Raw genomic sequence first — 18,898 nt, forward strand, 5'->3', positions numbered from 1 at the left:
CTCGCCATGATGCGGGCCATGACCAAGAGCGACGCAGACCGGGACATCACCCTCCGGATCGCCCAGGAGCCGGCGGCGGACGAGCTTCTCGCGCGCAGTCCGCTCGCGGCCCTGGTGGGCATGCTGCTGGACCAGCAGGTGCCCATGGAGTGGGCCTTCGCCGGGCCGTACGCCCTCGCGCAGCGCATGGGCGGGGACGATCTGGACGCCCACGAGATCGCCGCGTACGACCCGGAGGCCTTCACCGAACTGTTCACCGCCAAACCCGCGCTGCACCGGCATCCGGGGTCGATGGCCAAGCGGGTGCAGCAGCTGTGCCAGTTCCTGGTCGCGCAGTACGACGGTGACGCGGCCGCGGTGTGGAGCGGTGCCGCCACCGGGGCGGAGCTGCGGCGCCGGCTCAACGCCCTGCCCGGGTTCGGTACGCAGAAGGCGCAGATCTTCCTGGCGCTCCTCGGCAAGCAGTTCGGCGTCCGCCCGCCGGGCTGGCGGGAGGCGGCGGGGCCGTACGGGGAGGCCGGTTCGCACCGGTCCGTCGCGGACATCACCGGGCCCGAGTCCCTCGCCGAGGTGCGCGCCCACAAGCAGGAGGCCAAACGGGCGGCGAAGGAGGCGAAGGCGGCCGCGAAGGGGCGGTGAGCGTGTCCGGTTTTCAGAGGAGCATGTCCGGAATTCGGGCCTATATCTGGTTCTCGCAGTGCCGTTCCGGTCACGGCACGGGGCCCTCATGGCTGCGCCGGGTGGGTCTTGCCCGGTAGGCTTTCCGTGTGATCTTCAAGCGCATCGGAAATGGGCGGCCTTATCCCGACCACGGCCGGGAAAGCACCCGGCAGTGGGCGGACGTCGCGCCGCGCCCGGTCCGCCTCGACCAGCTCGTGACCACCAAGGGCCAACTGGACCTCGAAACCCTCCTCGCCGAGGACTCGACGTTCTACGGCGACCTGTTCGCGCACGTCGTGAAGTGGCAGGGCGACCTGTATCTGGAGGACGGACTGCACCGCGCGGTCCGGGCCGCCCTCCAGCAGCGCCAGGTGCTCCACGCCCGCGTGCTCGAACTGGGCTGAGAGAAGGATCGTCGCGGGGTTCGTTCGGGTGTTTTCGCACCCGGACGGGTGCGATCCATTGATCATTTAGTAGGCATCATCACCGGGTCGCACTACGCTGCGCCCATGAGCATGCTCACTCCCCCCGGCATGGGCGGAAAGTACCGCATCACGGGTGACAAGTACCCCCGTATGCGACGCCCGCGCCGCCGCAGCAAAATGATCATCTCGGCCATCGCCTCCGTGGTCGCCCTCGGGCTGGCCGGCTGGGGCACGCTGCAGCTCATCGATGTCTTCACCGGTGGCGACAAGACGGCCAGCGCCGCCGACCGCACCGAGCGCTGCCCGTCGCCGAAGCCCTCCGCGCCCGCCAAGGTGCTGCCGAAGCCCGGAAAGATCACGGTCAACGTCTACAACGCGACCACGCGCAGCGGGCTCGCCAAGGCGGCCGCCGACGAGCTGAAGAAGCGCGGTTTCAAGATCGGCAAGGTGGGGAACGCCACCGCCGCGTACGACAAGAAGGTCCCGGGTACGGGCGTACTGCTCGGCGCCCCGGCCGCCGTCAACGGCTCGTTCCCCGTGCTCGGCGCCCAGGTGCCGGGAGCGACGACGAAGACCGACGCCCGCGAGAACGCGGAGGTCGACCTGATCATCGGCAAGAAGTTCACCGCACTCAGCAAGCCGCAGGCGGCCGCCTCCGCGCTGGCCGCGCTGACCAGGCCCGCCCCGGCGCCGTCCTCCTGCTGAGAGGACGGCGCCCGGCGTGCGCGCCGGGGGCCGGGCAGGCGCCCCGCGCCGGCGCCGGGCAGCTCCTAGTCGACGGTGCCGTACATGCGGTCGCCCGCGTCGCCCAGGCCCGGCACGATGTAGCCGCTCTCGTTGAGCCGCTCGTCCACCGAGGCGGTGACCACCGTCACCGGCGTCCCGGCCAGCTCGCGCTCCATCACCTCGACGCCCTCCGGGGCGGCGAGGAGCACCACGGCGGTGACATCGTCCGCGCCGCGCCGGATCAGCTCCTGGATGGCCGCGACGAGCGTGCCGCCGGTCGCCAGCATCGGGTCCAGGACGTAGACCTGGCGGCCGGAGAGGTCGTCGGGCATCCGGCTCGCGTACGTGGACGCCTTGAGCGTCTCCTCGTCGCGGATCATGCCCAGGAAGCCCACCTCGGCGGTCGGCAGCAGCCGGACCATGCCGTCGAGCATGCCGAGACCGGCCCGCAGGATCGGCACGACCAGCGGGCGGGGGTACGACAGCTTCACGCCGGTGGTGGGTGTCACCGGGGTCTCGATGTCCACCTGTTCGGTGCGCACATCGCGGGTCGCCTCGTACGCGAGCAGGGTCACCAGCTCGTCGGCGAGGCGCCGGAAGGTCGGGGAGTCGGTGCGCTTGTCGCGCAGGGTGGTGAGTTTGTGCGCGACCAGCGGGTGGTCGACGACATGAATCCGCATGACCGCCAGCGTAAACCGCTCCTCCCGCACCCGTGCGCTGGCATCATCCGCACGTTCGGGGGGAAGGTGGTGGCATACGGACCCGGCGACGAAGCCGGCCCTTGGGGGTGACGAGCCGATGACCGACGGGGCACAGGGCGCCGAGAACCGCGGCGGCACGCCGAACCGCCGCGCGGACGCCGGCGACGGGCCGGACGCCCCCGGCGACGACCTCCCCGAGACCGACGCGCAGCGCCGGCGGCGGCGCGCCCAGTTCCTCCGGGAGCTCCACGAGGCCAAGGCACTGCGCGACCGGGTGCAGCCCCGGCGGGTCAAAGCCGCCCGAATGCGCCAGGCGATGCGGATGCGTACGTTCCGCTGGTAGCCCTCCGGCCTGCGGAAAACCCCCTGGTGACGGTGGCCGCGAGAACTGATGGCCGACTCAACGGCAGAACTGCTGCCGCGAGGCGCTCGTTTCTGCCACGATTCCGAATGGGCGGGACACGGGACAGCCGGAGCACCGGCTGCCTCCCCGTCCGGACCGGCCCTTGGCCCCGAGACCAGTGGGAGAGTCACGGTGTACTTCGCCGCACTGCTCGCGCGCACCGAAGACGGGTGGGAAGCGAGCGACACGGAGCTCGACGATGTGGAGACCCTGTCCGACCTGACGGATCTGGCCCGTGACGCCTCGGTTGACGAGGACACGGTGCTCGTGTTCATCGAGCAGGAGGACGCCTGGTTCGGCGTCGTCCGGGTGGATGGTGAGGAGGACCCGCGGATCTACGTCTCGGACGCCTCCGCCGCCGCCCGCTCCTCGTACGGGGAGATCCTGCTCACCGATGAGCTGCTCGGCCGCGAACCAGGGGCCGAGGACACGATCGCAGCCCTGGAGGAACTCGTCGGCCTCGACGGTACGGAGGACGGCGAGCCGAACACTGCCGACAACAACGACAACGACGATGACGACGAGCCCGGCGCGGCCGTCGTCCCGGCCGGACCGATCGGGGACACCGGGGTGCTGTCCGACCTCGGGCTCCCCGAGGCCGAACTGCTGATGCTGCGGACGGACGCCCTGGCGGAGATCGCGGACGCGCTGGGGGCGGCCGAGGTCCTGGAGACCGTCCGCTAGGGTCCGCCGGGTGACCGAAGCACCCCCTCCCCACACCCCCGTACAGCCCGATCCCGTACGGGACCCGTGGCGGGAGCCCATGCGCCGCGCCCTGGCCGAGGCCGACCGTGCGGCGGCGACCGGTGACGTACCGGTCGGCGCCGTCGTCCTCGGCCCGGACGGGGCCCGGCTCGCCGCGGGCCGCAACGAACGCGAGGCCACCGGCGACCCGACCGCGCACGCCGAGGTCCTGGCGCTGCGCCGGGCCGCCGCCGTACTCGGTGAGTGGCGGCTGACCGGCTGCACCCTGGTCGTCACCCTGGAGCCCTGCACCATGTGCGCGGGCGCCCTGGTGCAGGCACGGGTGGGCCGGGTGGTCTACGGCGCCCGCGACGAGAAGGCCGGCGCCGCCGGGTCCCTCTGGGACGTCGTGCGCGACCGGCGCCTCAACCACCGCCCCGAGGTCGTCCCCGGCGTCCTGGAGGCCGACTGCGCGGCCCGTCTGACGGCCTTCTTCCGCGACCGCTGACCGCTCCCCGCCGGAGCGCCGTCAGCCCTCCGGAATCGGATTTCTGCGTACGGCCAACATGGTCTAAGCTCTCTCTCGGTAGCGTGTCCGAGCGGCCGAAGGAGCTCGCCTCGAAAGCGAGTGTGGGGAAACTCACCGAGGGTTCAAATCCCTCCGCTACCGCAGGTAGATGAAGGGGCCGACCCGTTTGGGTCGGCCCCTTCACTGCGTTCCGTCTCAGTTTCCGTCTCGGTTGCCGCCAAAGCCGCCCTTGTGCCTGCTGCTCGTGAGGGACCTCGGCACGAACTTCTCGGAACGCCCGCGCCCGGCAGGCGTAAACCCATAGGCTCCGAGACGTGAGGTGGTGCTCGCCACGTCTCCACACCCCAGATTCATGACTGCCCCCGCCTGGGGGCCTGCATCTGGAGGTGACATGGCGGACGAGGACGGCGCGCAACAGCGTCACGCGTCGCAAGGGCCGGAAGCGGAACCGGTCGACAATAAGTCGCACGGGCCGGAAGAAGTCGGACCCAGCAACGACCGGTCGACAGATCCCGTCAAGGACTCGGGCGACGAAGAGAAGAAAAAGAGGGACCCGAACTACTGGGCGGCGGGTTCGTTCCTGCTCAACCTGTGGCGCATCCTGCGCGACTGGCTGAACAGCGAGCAGCCACCGTCATTCGGGCCCCCCTTCCTGTAGGGCCGCTTTCGCGGCGAGACTCTGCCAACCGGCAGAGCTGGTATCGCCATGCAGGGCGATACCGCAGGGCCGTACCGCCAGCTTGCTGGCGGTACGGCCCTTGTCTTTGGGGTCCACGTAGCGATCTTCCATTGGCGGTTGGTGATCACTTAACAGAAGACCCAGGGCCTTGGCGGGGAGACACTGGGCTAGCACCGTCAGCGTAGCGTCCTCCCCGCATGTGCGGGGATGTTCCAGTACTTCCGTAAGTCGCTTCCGCAAGTGACTAGCACTGGTCTCTAGAGGTGCAGTCCATCAACCAGGCCCCACTACGCAGGGACAACGGTGGATTCGCGTAAGTCGACTCACGCAGACCGCTACCTCTCCCAGATAAGGCGATCAACCTGTTCCGCTACGCCTGACCGCACTGTGTCCACCATGTGCTGGTACCGGGCAGCCATGGCCGTAGTCGACCATCCCATCAGGCCCATGACCGCCCGTTCGGATACTCCGAGAATCAAGAGAACCGTCGCAGCCGTATGGCGGGCGTCGTGCAGACGACCGTCCCGCACCTTCGCGGCCTGCAACAGCTCCTTCCAGTCGTCGTAGTCCGTGCGCGGGGACGTTCCTCGGCCGGTGGTCGTGGCGAACAGCCAGTCCTCTTCCGTCCACTCGTCTCGCGCGGCGGCCCTTTCCGCGTCCTGCCGCTTCCGGTGCGTCCGGAGCAGGTCCACAAGTTGCTGCGGCAGGCCGACCGCCCGGCGGCCAGCGCGGGATTTGGTGTCGGCCGTCTCCGGGTTCGTTCGCTGCCGCTGCGGGCAGTACCCGGCCTTGCGCCCACACGTCTTGTCGTCGGCGCAGCCGTGGGCGTACTGCGGCCGGCGACGGCTCCGGCGCACCATCAGCACACCGCGATCGAGGTCCACATCGGTCCACTTGAGCCCCAGCGCCTCCCCCTGACGCAGACCGAGCGCCAGCGCGACCGCCCAGCGAGCCGAGTTCCGCCGGTCGTCAGCCGCCCGCAACAGTCGCTGCACCTCGTCGACAGTGAAGGGTTCGACCTCTTCTTCCCGTACCCGTGGCGCCTTGGCCAGCCGTACGGGGTTCTGTCCGAGGTGGCCGCGCCGCACCGCCTCGTTGAGCGCGGTGCGGAACGTACGGTGCACTTGGTGAGCGGTCCCGGGCTTGCTGCCTGCCGCGATCATGCGGCCGTAGAGGCGCTCGATGTGCTCGGGCCTGAGCTTGTCCAGCTTGTGCGCCCCAAGGCCCGGGATCAGGTGCTTCCTAACCGCGACGCCGTAGCCCACCATGGTGTTCTCGTTGACTCCGAGCGGCGCAATTTCCTCTACCCAGTGCGTGAGCCAGGTCGCCCCGGTCCATGCACGGCCCGGCTTACGCAGCATCCTGGCGTCGCGCTCACGCTCAAGCTTCTTGACGGCTTCCGCCACCTCGGTGCGCGTCTTGCGTTCCACGTGCCGCCGATCCGGCTCGCCGTTGTCTCGCACGCCGACGGTGACGCGGCCGTGCCACTTGCCGTCCTTCCCCAGGTAGATGGAACTACGGCCGTTGGGCTGCCGTGTGCGCTTCTTTTCCTCCGCCACGGGCGGGCTCCTTCGTGTTGGTGGGTGCAAAGAGGCCGGGACGCCACCACTGAGGTGACGTCCCGGCAAGGGCTGATCAGGCGGTGCGCTACTTGGCGCGGCGCCGGGCGAGGTAGGCGGCCGGTGCGTCTGCGGGAACACGCCGGAGTCCGCCGATGGTCAGGGACTCCAACTCGCCGCTGCGGATAAGGGCGAAGCAGGTGGTGCGGCCGACGCGGAGGCAGCGGGCTGCCTTTTCGACGGTCAGGAGCACAGGGGCGGGTACGCCGACCTCAGCGAGTGGCGCGGTGTCCAGGGGAGCGATGCTCATCGCAGGTTTCCTCCGGGGCTGTCCGTCGGGGGTGCCTCTCAAGGGGCGCTACCTCCGCTACCGCCGCTACCTCACAGGTCAGAGCCCTGCGGGAGGTAGCGGGAAAGGTAGCGGTAGCGGATGAGTAGCGGCGCGGTAGCGGCAGACGTTGCCGTCTGCCGCTACCGGTTAAGCGCAGGTCAGGCCATGTTTTCCGTGTCCAGTAGCCGAGGTAGCGGACTTTCCGGGGGCGGGGGGCAGTAACGGGCCCATGCGTCCCAGAGGTCGGCCGCGTAGTAGCCCTTGAGTACACTCCCGGCGGTCTTGATGTTGCGGGAGCTAATGGGCTCGTTGTCAGCCGTCATGTACTCGGCGAGCATCCGGGAGAGGCGGCGGTTGTCGAGCGGCTTGCCGTTGAGGTCGGCCCACGGGGCGTCGTCAAGGGCGTTGAGCCGGTCAAGGATGGCGACGGTGGGCAGGCGGTCGATGCCGATCATGACGTGGTCTCGTAGGTCGGTCAGAAGTCGGATGCCGAGGGAGCCTTTGTCGGTGGCGCGGGAGGCTTCTACCAGGGCCGCGCATGCCCTGCGAGCCCGGTCGGGCCAGTCGCCGCCGGCCGCGTCGGCGATGGAGAGCAGCCCTTCCCAGACGTCGGCTGGCCGGTCGGTGACGCCTTCGGGCATTTCCGGCCAGGCTCCCGTCACGACCTCCTTGGCCTGCTCTGCCCACTGGGCAAGCCGGTCCCGCAGTGCGTTGCCTTCCTTCTCGTGGATGCGGGCGCGAAAGGGTTCGACGGTCTCGTTGCGAGCTCGGCGTCGCATGCGGATGATCACGGACCGCGTCAGGATCGTGTCAGGGAGAGAGCCGAGACCGGCGACCGCGACAGCGGTGTAGGAGGGGAATGCCTGGACGGTCTGGTTGCCCCCGTCGCCGACGCAGCGGTAGGTGACGCCGGTACGGCGGTGGCCGGCGTTGAGGAAGCCACGCAGTTCCTCGTTGTCCCCGGCCTTGGGCCCGAAGACGGTGTCGATCTCATCGAAGAGGATGGTGGGCCGCCCCTCGGGTCCGGACACCGCCCGGAACAGAGCAGCCGCAGATGCGTTGACGGCGACCATGGGGCGCGGGACGAGGGTTTCCACGATCTCCAGCGCCCGCGACTTCCCCGACCCGGGTTCAGGGGAGAGGAACGCCAGGCGGGGGGTGGAGTCGAAGCAGTCGAGCAGGTGGGCGTGCGCGTCCCACAAGGCGACGGCAACGTAGGAGGCATCCTGCGGGAAAGCGTTGAACCGCCGGTGGAAAGCTTCGACCTCATCCAGCAGGACGGCCCCGTCGATGGGCGTGGTCGTGGCGCTCATGCGGCGCTCCTGTTCGCTGCGGGCCCGGCGTGAGGGCACTGCCCAACGTGGGCGCGGGTGGTCAGTTCGGTAACGGCGTGGCGTCCTCGGGCCCGCTCGTGGTGGCCGCAGGCACAGAGCCAGTCAGCGGTCGGGACCTGGTGGCGGCCCAGTCCGCGCACGGAGAGGCCGGGCCGGATACCGGCCACGGTGACCATGTGCGGGTCGGGGTGGAGAGTAGTGAGGACGGCCTGACGGCCGACGCCCTTCGGCGCACCACCACCCGAGGGGGTGAGGGAGGGTTCGGCGGGACTGGGGCCGGTCGTGGCGGCGGGGAGGCTCTTAAGGCGGGGGGTTCTGGCCGTGCTCATGCGGTCCGCCGGGTCGGGTTGTGGGCGATGGACCAGTTCAGGGCGCTGGTGATCGCGGCCCTGCACTCGTGTTCGCGGAGTCCGGCCCGCAATCCCGCCTCATTAAGAGCCTGCTCCACCACGTCCCGGCTGAGGTCGCCGGACGGGATGAAGCGGCCCAGGGCGCGGGCGGCCCTCACCAGCGTCCAGTTCCGTGCCCCTTCACTGGCCCCGGCGACGGCCGCGGTTTCGGCCTTGAGAGCCGCTGAGGCGTACTGGGAGGCCCTGGACGGCGACGGCGCAGCCATCATCAGCACCGGCGGGAGCTGGCGGGGCGCCAGAAGCGCGTGAAGCCATTCCGGGAGCGGGGCGGGGTCGGTGGGGTCGGTCACCTCGTAGGTGCCGTTGGGGAGGGTGCTGCCGGCGGCGAGGACGTAGCCGCCGTGGGCGCGGGTGTCGATGTGCTTGCCGAGTTTGCCCGCCGTGTTGCGGAGCCGATCCCCGGGCGGGGCGGTGAAGTAGAGGTGGTGGCCGCCGCTCGCGGTCCGGGTCCGGTAGGTGGCAGGGACGGCCTGTCCGGCGCGCTCGCAGAGCGCTTGCAGGGAAGTGACGCCGTCAGGCGTTCCTTTCGGGTCCTTGGCCTTGACGGTGTCGAGGTCGATGACGACCAGCCCGGACGGGCCCGTGGCAATGCCGACGTTGAATGCCCCCGTCGACCAGGCGGCGCGGACGCGGTCCGGGTCGGTGGTGGCCCGCTCCTCCGGCTTGCGGTGCCCACCCGCGCAGGCCCCGGTGGCGGGGCATGCCTGCTCGCTGTGGAGGGCGGGGCGCTTGGTGCCAGGGCGGAGGGGAAAGACGTGCCAGCCGTGCTCGGCGGCGGCCAGGGCGGCGGCCAGGGCTCGCCGGGTGGGGGTGGGTTGGGTCATGCTGGGTGTCTCCAGTTCTGTGAGCAGTGCTGGCAGACGAGGGCGGCCCCAGGCTTTGGTGAGACGGGAGCCGCTCTCGTTGTTTTGTCAGGGGTTGATGGCGGGTGGGGTGGGGAGCGCGGCGCGGAGGTAGGCGATGGTCTGGCCGGGGGTTTTGCGGGAGGGGTAGAAGCGGGGGGCGGTGCAGGCCGGGATGGCGGCGGCGATCTGGGCGGCCAGATGCTGGGCGATGCCGTCGCGGGCGATCAGCCGGATCTCGACCGGCTCCGTCTCCGGGGCGGGGGCGCGGCGGGCGGGGGCGCGGCGGGCGGGTGTGCGGGGCACGGGACTCTCCTGATCTCTGGTGGGGCGGGGGTTCAGTGGGTGGTGGGGAGGAGGGGCCAGGCGGGGTTGACGGTGGCGGTGGGGTCGGTGCGTCGCAGGTGTCGTTCCAGGCCGAGGGCGGCGAGCTGGGGGCGGACGCGGAGCAGTCGCCAGGTGAGCCGGGCTGCGGCGAGTGCGTCTTCGACTGCCTGGTTGGGGCCGTCGTGGCGTACCTGGTAGTGCTCGCACAGTGCGGGAAGGGTGCGTCGGCCGGGCCGGTAGCGGTTGATCTGCTTGTCGATCACGGCGGGGTCGATGACCGGTGCTACCTCGGTGGGGAAGGCGGCGTCGTGGCGGGCGGCTTCCCGGGCGAGGACGGTCAGGGCGTAGGGGGCCCGGAAGACGATCAGGGGCTGTCCGGCTGTCAGGGCCTGGCCGATCTGGGCGGCGATTTCGGCGACTGCGTCGGCCGGGGGCCGGCCGTTCTTGACGGCGTGGTCGGTCGTGATGCCGTGGACGGCGGCGGCCTCAGCGGGAATCTCGGTGCCGGGGTCGACCAGCCACGTACGGGCGGACGGTTCGCCGGCGGCTTGGATGGAGACGAGGGCGGCGGAGACGATGCGGGCGGATTCCGGGTCGATGCCGGTGGTTTCCAGGTCCAGGGCGGTCATCGGCTCGTTGGACCACGCGGGCGTCTCAGGGGTAGTCATGGCGCTCTCCTCAGTAGTGGAATTTCATGGGTGAACAGGGATGGCCCTGCTCATTGCTGGTTGGTGGTCTTGGCCCAGATGCCGCGGGTGGTGGTGTGGACGGTGTGGTGGTCCTGGTGGACGGGGCCCTGGTAGTGGTGGTGGTGCTCGGTGTGCGCGTCGGCCTTGGCGCGGCCGAGGGAGCGGAGCAGCGATCCGGCGGCGAGGACGAGGGCAACGGGTCCGGCCGCGCCGACGGTGAGGGTGACCGGGTCGACCTGGCCGAGCGTGTAGAGGACGAGGGAGGTCGCGCCGCCGACGGAGAGCGAGGCGACGCTGCCGGAGAGCATCAGGGCGCTGGCGTCCGTGGCGCGCTGGCTCATGGGCGGGCGTCCCGGCTGGGCGACCGGGGGCGTGGGCCCGTACGCGGGCAGTGGGGTGGTGTCGTGGAAGGTGGTGGGCTGGTAGGCGTTGGTGATGATCCGCTTGGCTTCGGCGGCGGCTTCGGCGTCGGTCATCGGGAGCGGGTGGGCGGGGTGGTTGTCGGAGGGAATCCGGCGGGGGCGGGGAGAGTCCATGGGGTGCCTTCGTGGGTGTGTGCGGGCCGCCTCCGGGCGTGGGGCGGTCCTGTGCGGCGGGGTGTGAATCGGGTGTGCGGGCCGGTGTGCGGGCCGATTCACACCCCGCGTGACGTGGGGATTCGCGCTGTGCGGGGTGTGCGGAGGTGTGCGAGGCCGTCAGACGCCCGCGAGGGTTGCGATGAGGCGGTAGACGCCCTGCTCGCCGGTCGCGGCCAGGCGGCCTTCCTCGGACAGGCGCTTCATCTCCTTGGAGACCCAGGAGCGGTCGCGGCCGATCTGGCTCAGGTAGGGGTAGAGGTCCTTCACGGCGACGGTGCCGGGGCCGACGGAGGCGAGCATGCGCACTATCTCGTCGAGGAGTTCACGGGCCTGCTCGGTCGACGGCTTCGAGTCGGGCAGTGCGGACGCCTCGCCGGCGGGCGGGAGTTCGGCCGTCGCGTCCAGCTCGGCGTCCTCGGTGTCGACGAGCGCGGCGACCTCCTGGGCCGATGCCTGTTCCTCGGCCACCTCGGCCGGGGCCGGGGCGGCGGCCGGGAGCGGGGCCCCGGTCGCGCGCTCGCGGCGGCCAGTGAACATCTGGCCCGCGACCTTCTCGGCGGCGGCTGCGGTCACCGGGTCCAGTTCGGCGCGCACCGTGGCAAACTGCTCGACGACGTAGCGGGCCATCCGCTCGTAGGTGCCCTCGGCCGGGGGCCCGGTCCAGAACGTCCTCGCGGGGTTGGCGTAGAGGTCTTCGTCGACGCCGGAACTCACCAGGTAGACGTAGCCCTTGCGCTTGTTTCCCCACGCGGCGGGGTTGGCGCCCGCGTCCAGGACCTCCTCGGGGAGCGCGAACCCGGCGTCATCTCCCTTGACGCCGAAGCACATCGCCGCCGGGAGCGAGGCGCGGGTGTCGGTGGAGAGCTGGTAGCCGGAAGCGCGCTGCATGGAGACGACCAGGGAGACTCCGGCGGACCGGGCTTCCTGGGCGATGCCGGTGAACACGTCGTCGCCCAGCTCCCGCAGGAGCTTGGCCGCTTCCTCGAACCATGCGAGCAGGTAGGGCATGCCGGGGCACCCGCAGGCGCCGGACGCTGCGCAGGAGTGCGCGGGGCTGGTCTGCTTCTTGGCGGCCGCGGGTTCCCAGGCCCGGTATCCGTGGTCCCGCAGCCAGGCGGTGCGGGCGGGGATGACGGCCTGGACGGCGGCGACCATCGCCCCGGCCGCCGGGGTGTCGAGAGCGGCCCAATCCATCCCCGGCACGAGAGGCTGGAAGTCCTGCCCGGCCTTGGCCGCGTCGGCGAGCCACACGGCCACGTCGGTGCGGGTCAGGATCTCCAGCAGAATGTCCAGGGCGCCCTCGGTCTTGCCGGAGCCGGTCATCCCCATGACGAGCAGGTGGATCGCGTCGAGCAGCGGCAACAGCAGGTCGCTGCCGTCGTCGTAGACGCCCAGCCGCAGCGGCACGGCGACCGACTCCCCGGGGGCGAACGGGCCGGGCCAGATGGTCGGGGTCCTGAGCATGTCCTCGGGCACGATGACGAACTGGCCCTTCCTGGCGCTGTCAGGGTCGTGCTGGACGCGGATCGCGGTGGTCGGCACGTCGAGCGCGGACGCGATCCGGGGGATGGCCTTGGCCACGTCGTCGTTGGTCAGCTCACCGGCGGGCAGCTCGTACGGCACGGTCACCCGGTTCGGCTCGACCTTGACGTTCCTCAGCTTGGTGCGGGCGAGCCCGACCTTTTCCAGCAGCCCCTTGTCGGAGTCGGATCCGGAGGTGTCGCTGTCGTTGAAGCGCATGACCTTGCGGATGTTCCAGGACAGCGCGAGCGACGCGCCGCCCATCAGGTAGAGGTCCGGGAGCGGGCCGGACAGCGGGCCGGACAGGGCGGCTGCGGTCACCCAGCCCGCTCCGGCCGCCACGGTGATCGCGGAGTGGAGACGGCGCTGCGGGCCGGTCGCCTTGCCCGCCCACCACGTCGCGGCCGTCAGCCCGACCGACGCGAGGGTCAGCCCGACTCCCGCCCACGGGGAGCCACCCCACATGGTGTTCGCCCCGACACCGACCAGGCCCGCCCCCCCCCCCCCCCCCCCCCCCCCCCCCCCCCCCCCGGTGACGATCCACGGCGCGGCGTACGGCTTGGCCTGGGCCACCAGCCAGCCGCCCCTGCCGGAGGCGGAGGCGCGGTGTGCTCCTCCGTGGAGCAGCAGCTCGTCGCCGGTCTGTTCAGCGGTACGTGTCCTGCGTGCCATGTCGGTGCCGCCTCTCAGAACTTGAACGGGTTGGTGGTCGCCGCGCGCTGCGGGCGCGGGCTCATCAGGTCGGCGTACTCGCGGGTGAACGCGCCGTACGCGCCGACGGCCGACTTCGCGGCGGCGGTAGCCCCGTCGGCGGCCTTCTTGAGCTTCCGGCTCACCGATCGCGCCCTCATGCGGCCCTGGATCAGGTTGTCGCCGGGCAGCGTCTGCGCCTGGGAGAGGCGGGCCTCCAAAATCTTGCTCGCCATCGCCAGCTCGATCGCGGCCTGGATCATCAGCGCACGGACGTGGTTGCAGTAGTTCCGCACGTCGTCGGTGTTGTCGAACGTCGGCTCACCGAGCACGAAGTGCGACCCGCCACCGCTGGGCGCGGGCGCCGCCGCAGGGGCGTTCTTGGTGTTGTTGACCGTGACGTTGATCGGCGGAACGAATCCGCCGGCCGCAGCCCCGACGAAGTTGCCGGCGGCGGTGGCCGCCCCGGCCGCGAACTTGGCGCCCTTGCTGCCGGGGGTCTGGCCACTGCTGTTCCTGCGGGGCGGGGGCGTGAAGGGGCGGGCCGCCTGCTGGCGGGCGAAATCGCGGGCCTGCTGACTGGGGCTGCTTGCCATGACGTGCTCCCTTTTCAGGCGGAGAGACAGAGAGCCGCGACGACGAGCGCGGCGATATGGGCGGTCTGGTCAGTTGACTGCACTAACTCAGGCCACGGCTCGACTCGGAGGCGGTGCGTCAGGAGCATCTGGGCATGTCGTTGTCGCATGAGTTCTCCCGGGTACATCGAGGTCTGATGGACGGCCGTGTACGGCTGTCGAGGACCGGAGCAGTTGCTGCTGGCACGTCGATGTCGTTGCCGTGGCTGGTGGTGGATGGCGCGGAGCGTGAGATCGAGCCGGTCAGCAGCTATCTGCGTGACCGCCTGCTGGGGGACGTGAGTCCGCTGACGTGCCGGAGCTACGCGTACGACCTGCTGCGCTGGTTCCGGGTGCTGTGGACCGTGGACATCGGCTGGGAACAGGCCACCGAGGCGGAGGCGGCCGCGCTGGTCGGCTGGTTGCGGTCAGCCCGCAATCCACAGCGGCAGCGGCGACGCGAGGGCGGACATCCGCCCGGGGCTGTGAACCCCACGACCGGCAAGCGGGTCCTGGCGGCGGGCTACGCCCCGGCCACGATCGCGCACAATCTGTCGGCGGTCCACGGCTTCTACGCCTTTCACCTGTACTTCGGACGCGGGCCCGTGATCAACCCGGTGCCGGAGAATCGGGCCCGCCGCGCGACGCTCGTGCACCGGTCGCCGCTGGAGGTTCCTGGCCAGCATCGCCGGGGCCGTCTGCGTCCAAAGGTCCCGGTCCGTCAGCCACGGGCGATTCCCGATACTCAGTGGGAGGAGCTGTTCGCGCGGATGCGGTGCGCCCGGGACCGGGCACTGTTGGCCTGCTACGTGTCCTCCGGGGCTCGGGCCACCGAACTGCTGGGCGTTGGGCTTACCGACGTCGACTGGCAGAAGGGCCGGTTGTGGGTCGTTTCTAAGGGGACCCGAGACCGTCAACCAGTGCCGGTTTCTCCCGAGGCGCTGGCCTACCTGGCGGCCTACCTCGACGACGCCGGCCTGCCCGACGACGGCGGGCCGATCTGGCGCACTCGCCGTGGTGAGGCGCGTCCGCTGACCTACTGGGCGGCCCGGCGGATCCTCCAGCGGGCGACCGAGCAGTTGGGCATGAACTGGACGCTTCATGATGCGAGGCACACAGCAGCAACCCGGTTTGCCCGGGACCCGGCAATGACTCTGGCGGAAGTGCAGACGATCCTTCGGCACGCGCATATCACGACCACTGCCCTCTACACCGTGGTGGGCCTGGACGATCTGGTGGACAAGCTCGCCGAGCACTATGGCCGCCCGGCCCAGCCGGCCGCTTGGTCTCAGCAGTACGACCCGCAGGATGTGGCGGTGGTGTTCGGTGCCCGGTAGTCAGGCCGGCAACAGTGCCCGGGTGAAGGGTCCGACCACCGGGCGGGTGCGCCGTCATTCGCTGGAGATCTACGAGCGGGACTTCAGCTTCAAGCCCACTGCGGTGGAGCCAGCACCTCCGCCGAGGCCCGTCCACCCGCCTCGGCCTCTGGGTGAGTTGTCGACGGCTTCCATCGAGGACATCGCGGAGTTGGCCGGGACCGTCCTCGGGATCGGCTCCGGTGTCGCGAAGTGGACGACGGAGATGCAACGGCTGTTGGAACACCTGCAGGAGTTCCCCGGCGAGACGTGGCAGGAGCGGTGGGAAGCCGCCGGCCTCAACGAGCGGGGCCGCCAGGCCCAGCAGCTCTACCAGGGCCGCAGCAAGGCGATCAAGAGCACCATGAACACTTCCGCGGGCCACGCTTTCGCGATGCGCCTGATCCAGCCGTCGCTGCTGGCCTTCCGCTCCTACCGCTTTTCCCACTACCTGCGGTGGTTCCGCACAATCGCCAAGGACCCGGTGTTGGAGGAGTTCTGTGAGCGGACCCTGTCCCTGAACGTGAGCCGCCAGTCGATTCGGCGGGCCCAGTTCGACGTGATCGTCCCGTTGACCGTCTTCGGAATCGACATCGCCGACCTGACGCCGGAGGCGTTGCTCTTCTACGCGACGGAGTCCAGGAAGTACGGCGTCACGGCAGGCGAGGCGGGAGGGGACGGCTGCTTCGCCGCCACCCAGGCCTGGCCGGTCCTTTCCGAGATGGGGCACTTCCCGGCCTCGACCCCGGGCACGCTGCGGGCCGCCGTGGTCAAGGGCCAGCGGCCTGTCGCCGAACTCGTCGACAAGCACAAGATCCGCAACCAGGGTGTTCGTGATCTGTTGATCCACTACATCAGCCGACGCTCGGTCGAGGTCGACTACTCCACCCTCACCTCCCTGGTCACCAACCTCGTCCGGCTGTTCTGGAAGGTGATCGAGGACTTCAACCCGGACCAGGCCGACCTGCGGCTGTCCTCCGAGGCGGTCACCCACTGGAAGGAGAACCTGCTCGTCCGGCCGGACGGCAAGCCGCGGCTGCACGTCGAGGGCCCATTCCTCGCGGTCCGCGCCTTCTACCTGGACCTGCACACCTGGGCGGTCGCAGAGCCGGAACGCTGGGCCCAGTGGGTGGCACCCTGCCCGATCCGCGATGAAGACCTGCGCTGGTTCCACGTCCGCCGGCGCCGTGTCCAGGAGCGGATGGCCAACCGGACGCGGGAACGGCAGCCGCTGCTGCCGATCCTGTCCCAGCACGTCACCGATCAGTGGCAGCGGCAACGCACGCTGCTGGAGAGCGCCCGCGCGGTCGGGTTCGGAGAGCACTTCACCGTCGACGGAACCGAGTGGCAGCGCGTCTCCGCGAAGATCGACGCCGAACGTCGAGACCCGGCGACCGCGCCCATCCGGGTGGTGAACCGGGTGACCGGGAAGTTGGTACAGCTCACGCACACCGAGAACCAGGCGTTCTGGCAGTGGGCGATCGTGGAGACGCTCCGGCTGGCCGGCCTGCGTGCCGAGGAGCTGACCGAGCTGACTCACCTGAGCGTGCGCAATTACCAGCGCCCGAGCGGTGAAGTCGTCGCCCTGCTCGTGATCACACCGTCCAAGAGCGACCGGGAACGGGTGATCCCGATGTCCGCGGAGCTGTTCCACGTCATCGCCCAGATCATCCGCCGCCACATCAGCGCGCACGGCACCGTTCCGATCTGCGTCCGCTACAACCTGCACGAAAAGGTCTGGAGCGAGCCTTTGCCCTACCTCTTCCAGAACGTGCACGCCGGGGGACTGCGGGCGATGTCGACCACGACGATGTGGAGGATGATCCGCCGGGCCGCCGAGGGTCTGATCGATACCGATCCGCGGTTCGCCGAGGTGAAGTTCGCTCCCCACGACTTCCGCCGTCTCTTCGCGACCGAGCTGGTCAACAGCGGCCTGCCTATTCACATCGGCGCCGCCTTGCTCGGCCACCTGAACATTCAGACCACTCGCGGCTACGTCGCGGTCTTCGACGACGACGTCGTCCGCCACTACCAGCAGTTCCTCGACCGCCGAAGAGCACAGCGACCCGAGAGCGAGTACCGCGAGCCGACCAAGACGGAATGGTCGGAGTTCAACGAGCACTTCGACAAGCGCCGAGTCGAGCTCGGCTCCTGCGGACGCCCCTACGGAACCCCTTGCCAGCACGAACACGCCTGCATCCGCTGCCCGATGCTGAGCATCAACCCGAAGATGCTGTCCCGCCTGGACGAGCTGGAGGAGGACCTCCTCGCCCGCCGCGAACGCGCCGTCGCCGAGGACTGGCGGGGTGAGATCGACGGACTGGACCTCACCCTCACCTTCCTGCGCAGCAAGCGCGAGCAAGCCCGCCGCTTCGCGCGAAGCAGCCCGGTCTCCCTCGGGCTTCCCGCAGTTCCCCATCAAAAGCCCCCGGTCACACGGGGGTGATCAGGAGAGCGGAGACCAGCAACGTGGTCTGGTGGAAGGCCTGGAGACCTGCTGTCGCTGCGATCGCGATCACACGCAGCGAGCCAGTCCGCCGAGCAGTTCGATCAGTCGCCGTCGGCCGGTTCAGGAGCCGGTTGCCCGGCCTCCAGCCGCATCTGCTCGCGCTTCGTCTCCTCGGTGATCTCCAGTCGGTTGGTCTCGGCCTCGATCTCGGCCCTGCGGACCTCAACCCGGCCGTCGATCTTCGCTTTCATCACCACACTTGCCGCCGTCACTGCGGCACCCAGTCCGGTCACCAACTCCGGGATGTGCATGTTGCCGTTTTGAACGGAAAAAATAGTGCCATCAGCATCGGTGGCGAGGGGTTCAGGCTGGTCCACGTCAGTCGACCCCAAAGGCGCCTCTTTGCCGACAGCAGAATCGGTGATCTCGACACTGCGGGACTCGGGTTCCGTTGACATAGCGTCAGAGTACGGTTCCGAGCCCCGTGCGAGTAGGACTCGGTCCTACCACGAGCACCTCGCTTGACTTGGTGCAGAGAAGATCGACGTGCGCGGCACCGCCGGCAGCGGCCCAGCCCGTCTGGCGGGCCAGGCGCATCCAGGCGGCCACCGGCCAGCGCCGGTCGATCAGCGCGTGCGTGCCACCGATCCACACCAGAGCCGCCGTCGCGGACAGCAGCGGGAGCTGCCAGCCGAGCACGGCCGCGCCCAGGGCGAGCAGCAGTCCGCAGACGACGACGTGCGTCGCGGCGTGCGCGAGGTTCGCCCGCCAACCGGCCAGGCCGGGCAGGTGCTTGGACCCGGCCTGGTGGTCGGTCTGCATCGGATAGTCGGAGATCAGGTGGCCGAGGTAGAGCAGGAACGCGAGGTCAGCGAACACGGCACGGCCCTCCGGCGGCATGGATGGGGGCGGCGGAGAGATGACGTCCGGCGGCGGTGATCAGGGCGTCATGGGTTTCCAGGGCGCGGCGTCGCAGGGTGTCGAGGGTTTCCGTGTCCTGCGGGTTGCGCATGGCGTAGGTGGCCTGCACCGCGATACGGGCGGCTTCCTGAGCCAGGGGCGCCAAGAGCTGGACGCGGGCAGCCGGGGCGGTGATCGCACCGCGGGTGTGGTGCGCTTCGTCGCGCAGTACCCGGACGTGTTCGTCGTCGGCGCCGGTCAGGCGGGCCTCGCCCAGCTTCCACATGACCCGACGGTGGTCGGAGAGGGCGACCGCGAGGTCGATGACGGCGTTGACGCAGTCACGGCGCAGGTCGTCACCGCGGGCGGCGTTGCGGGCGGTGCGGGCGATACGGGACTGAACGAACCCGGCGACACCGGTCCCGGCGAGGGTTCCGAGGACTCCGGACACGGCGATGAGGGTCTGCCACATAGGGGCCTCCAGGGGCGGGC

Annotated in this window: 22 protein-coding genes and 1 tRNA gene; 10 read left to right on the forward strand and 13 right to left on the reverse strand. The window is 70.2% G+C overall.

The genetic code is table 11. The features are described from left to right. The first annotated feature begins 18 nt into the window (after window positions 1-18). The 3 genes from OG710_RS12815 (at window position 19) to OG710_RS12825 (ending at window position 1,790) form a co-directional block, all read left to right on the forward strand. The gene (locus tag OG710_RS12815; RefSeq protein WP_330239449.1) at window positions 19-639 is read left to right on the forward strand and encodes an HhH-GPD-type base excision DNA repair protein; all 621 of its coding nucleotides are present in this window, start codon (window positions 19-21) and stop codon (window positions 637-639) included. A 128-nt stretch (window positions 640-767) separates the two neighbouring features. Further along, complete coding sequence (locus OG710_RS12820; protein ID WP_003955420.1) at window positions 768-1,064, forward strand: type II toxin-antitoxin system VapB family antitoxin; 297 nt, start codon at window positions 768-770, stop codon at window positions 1,062-1,064. A gap of 129 nt (window positions 1,065-1,193) precedes the next feature. Continuing rightward, a complete protein-coding gene (locus OG710_RS12825; RefSeq protein ID WP_330242231.1) occupies window positions 1,194-1,790 on the forward strand; it encodes a LytR C-terminal domain-containing protein in 597 nt (198 codons plus the stop codon). A 65-nt stretch (window positions 1,791-1,855) separates the two neighbouring features. Here the strand turns inward: OG710_RS12825 and upp are convergent, their stop codons facing one another. Further along, entirely contained in the window at window positions 1,856-2,491 is a 636-nt protein-coding gene (gene upp, locus OG710_RS12830) for a uracil phosphoribosyltransferase (protein WP_330239450.1), read from the reverse strand. 118 nt (window positions 2,492-2,609) lie between these two features. On the opposite strand from upp, the gene OG710_RS12835 reads away from it, so the two are divergent. The 5 genes from OG710_RS12835 (at window position 2,610) to OG710_RS12855 (ending at window position 4,786) form a co-directional block, all read left to right on the forward strand. Beyond that, window positions 2,610-2,855 (forward strand): hypothetical protein, encoded by a 246-nt coding sequence (locus OG710_RS12835; RefSeq protein WP_330239451.1) that lies wholly within the window; start codon window positions 2,610-2,612, stop codon window positions 2,853-2,855. Window positions 2,856-3,047: 192 nt separating this feature from the next. Continuing rightward, complete coding sequence (locus tag OG710_RS12840; RefSeq protein ID WP_330239452.1) at window positions 3,048-3,599, forward strand: tRNA adenosine deaminase-associated protein; 552 nt, start codon at window positions 3,048-3,050, stop codon at window positions 3,597-3,599. A gap of 10 nt (window positions 3,600-3,609) precedes the next feature. Then, window positions 3,610-4,107, forward strand: a complete 498-nt coding sequence (gene tadA / locus OG710_RS12845) for a tRNA adenosine(34) deaminase TadA (RefSeq protein ID WP_330239453.1) — start codon at window positions 3,610-3,612, stop codon at window positions 4,105-4,107. A 77-nt stretch (window positions 4,108-4,184) separates the two neighbouring features. Next, a tRNA-Ser gene (locus tag OG710_RS12850) sits at window positions 4,185-4,269 on the forward strand. Between the two features lie 250 nt (window positions 4,270-4,519). Beyond that, a complete protein-coding gene (locus tag OG710_RS12855; protein WP_330239454.1) occupies window positions 4,520-4,786 on the forward strand; it encodes a hypothetical protein in 267 nt (88 codons plus the stop codon). Between the two features lie 356 nt (window positions 4,787-5,142). Here the strand turns inward: OG710_RS12855 and OG710_RS12860 are convergent, their stop codons facing one another. The 9 genes from OG710_RS12860 to traA all read right to left on the reverse strand — a co-directional run bounded on the left by OG710_RS12860 (window position 5,143) and on the right by traA (window position 13,684). Further along, window positions 5,143-6,366: a tyrosine-type recombinase/integrase gene (locus tag OG710_RS12860; protein ID WP_330239455.1), complete on the reverse strand. Its 1,224-nt coding sequence runs from the start codon at window positions 6,364-6,366 to the stop codon at window positions 5,143-5,145. Between the two features lie 88 nt (window positions 6,367-6,454). Further along, window positions 6,455-6,676 (reverse strand): helix-turn-helix domain-containing protein, encoded by a 222-nt coding sequence (locus OG710_RS12865; protein WP_330239456.1) that lies wholly within the window; start codon window positions 6,674-6,676, stop codon window positions 6,455-6,457. A gap of 179 nt (window positions 6,677-6,855) precedes the next feature. Continuing rightward, window positions 6,856-8,010 carry a DUF3631 domain-containing protein gene (locus OG710_RS12870; RefSeq protein ID WP_330239457.1) on the reverse strand — a complete coding sequence of 385 codons (1,155 nt, stop codon included), beginning with the start codon at window positions 8,008-8,010 and terminating at the stop codon, window positions 6,856-6,858. 346 nt (window positions 8,011-8,356) lie between these two features. Next, a complete protein-coding gene (locus tag OG710_RS12875) occupies window positions 8,357-9,265 on the reverse strand; it encodes a bifunctional DNA primase/polymerase (RefSeq protein ID WP_330239458.1) in 909 nt (302 codons plus the stop codon). Between the two features lie 87 nt (window positions 9,266-9,352). After that, the gene (locus OG710_RS12880; protein WP_330239459.1) at window positions 9,353-9,589 is read right to left on the reverse strand and encodes a hypothetical protein; all 237 of its coding nucleotides are present in this window, start codon (window positions 9,587-9,589) and stop codon (window positions 9,353-9,355) included. A gap of 32 nt (window positions 9,590-9,621) precedes the next feature. Next, on the reverse strand, window positions 9,622-10,278 hold the full coding sequence (locus OG710_RS12885) for an exonuclease domain-containing protein (RefSeq protein ID WP_330239460.1): 657 nt from the start codon (window positions 10,276-10,278) through the stop codon (window positions 9,622-9,624). A 50-nt stretch (window positions 10,279-10,328) separates the two neighbouring features. Further along, the gene (locus OG710_RS12890; RefSeq protein ID WP_330239461.1) at window positions 10,329-10,835 is read right to left on the reverse strand and encodes a hypothetical protein; all 507 of its coding nucleotides are present in this window, start codon (window positions 10,833-10,835) and stop codon (window positions 10,329-10,331) included. 159 nt (window positions 10,836-10,994) lie between these two features. Beyond that, on the reverse strand, window positions 10,995-13,070 hold the full coding sequence (gene traB, locus OG710_RS12895; RefSeq protein WP_443064247.1) for a plasmid transfer protein TraB: 2,076 nt from the start codon (window positions 13,068-13,070) through the stop codon (window positions 10,995-10,997). Between the two features lie 14 nt (window positions 13,071-13,084). Then, entirely contained in the window at window positions 13,085-13,684 is a 600-nt protein-coding gene (gene traA / locus OG710_RS12900; RefSeq protein ID WP_330239462.1) for a plasmid transfer protein TraA, read from the reverse strand. A 134-nt stretch (window positions 13,685-13,818) separates the two neighbouring features. Between traA and OG710_RS12905 the strand changes: the two genes are divergently transcribed. Further along, window positions 13,819-15,039 (forward strand): tyrosine-type recombinase/integrase, encoded by a 1,221-nt coding sequence (locus OG710_RS12905; RefSeq protein ID WP_330239463.1) that lies wholly within the window; start codon window positions 13,819-13,821, stop codon window positions 15,037-15,039. Between the two features lie 157 nt (window positions 15,040-15,196). After that, on the forward strand, window positions 15,197-17,503 hold the full coding sequence (locus OG710_RS12910; RefSeq protein WP_330239464.1) for a tyrosine-type recombinase/integrase: 2,307 nt from the start codon (window positions 15,197-15,199) through the stop codon (window positions 17,501-17,503). A 104-nt stretch (window positions 17,504-17,607) separates the two neighbouring features. Here OG710_RS12910 and OG710_RS12915 read toward each other — a convergent pair whose 3' ends face one another. From OG710_RS12915 to OG710_RS12925, 3 genes are read right to left on the reverse strand one after another with little or no spacing between them, the layout of a single operon-like run. Further along, window positions 17,608-17,964: a hypothetical protein gene (locus OG710_RS12915; RefSeq protein ID WP_330239465.1), complete on the reverse strand. Its 357-nt coding sequence runs from the start codon at window positions 17,962-17,964 to the stop codon at window positions 17,608-17,610. Window positions 17,965-17,968: 4 nt separating this feature from the next. Beyond that, a complete protein-coding gene (locus OG710_RS12920) occupies window positions 17,969-18,385 on the reverse strand; it encodes a DUF3307 domain-containing protein (protein ID WP_330239466.1) in 417 nt (138 codons plus the stop codon). Beyond that, window positions 18,375-18,878, reverse strand: coding sequence for a pRL2-23 (locus OG710_RS12925; RefSeq protein ID WP_330239467.1), 504 nt, complete (start codon window positions 18,876-18,878; stop codon window positions 18,375-18,377). Before OG710_RS12925 ends, OG710_RS12920 begins: the two co-directional genes overlap by 11 nt. Between the last annotated feature and the right edge of the window lie 20 nt (window positions 18,879-18,898).

Origin of the sequence: Streptomyces sp. NBC_00525, from assembly GCF_036346595.1 — a bacterium.
Classification (GTDB): domain Bacteria; phylum Actinomycetota; class Actinomycetes; order Streptomycetales; family Streptomycetaceae; genus Streptomyces.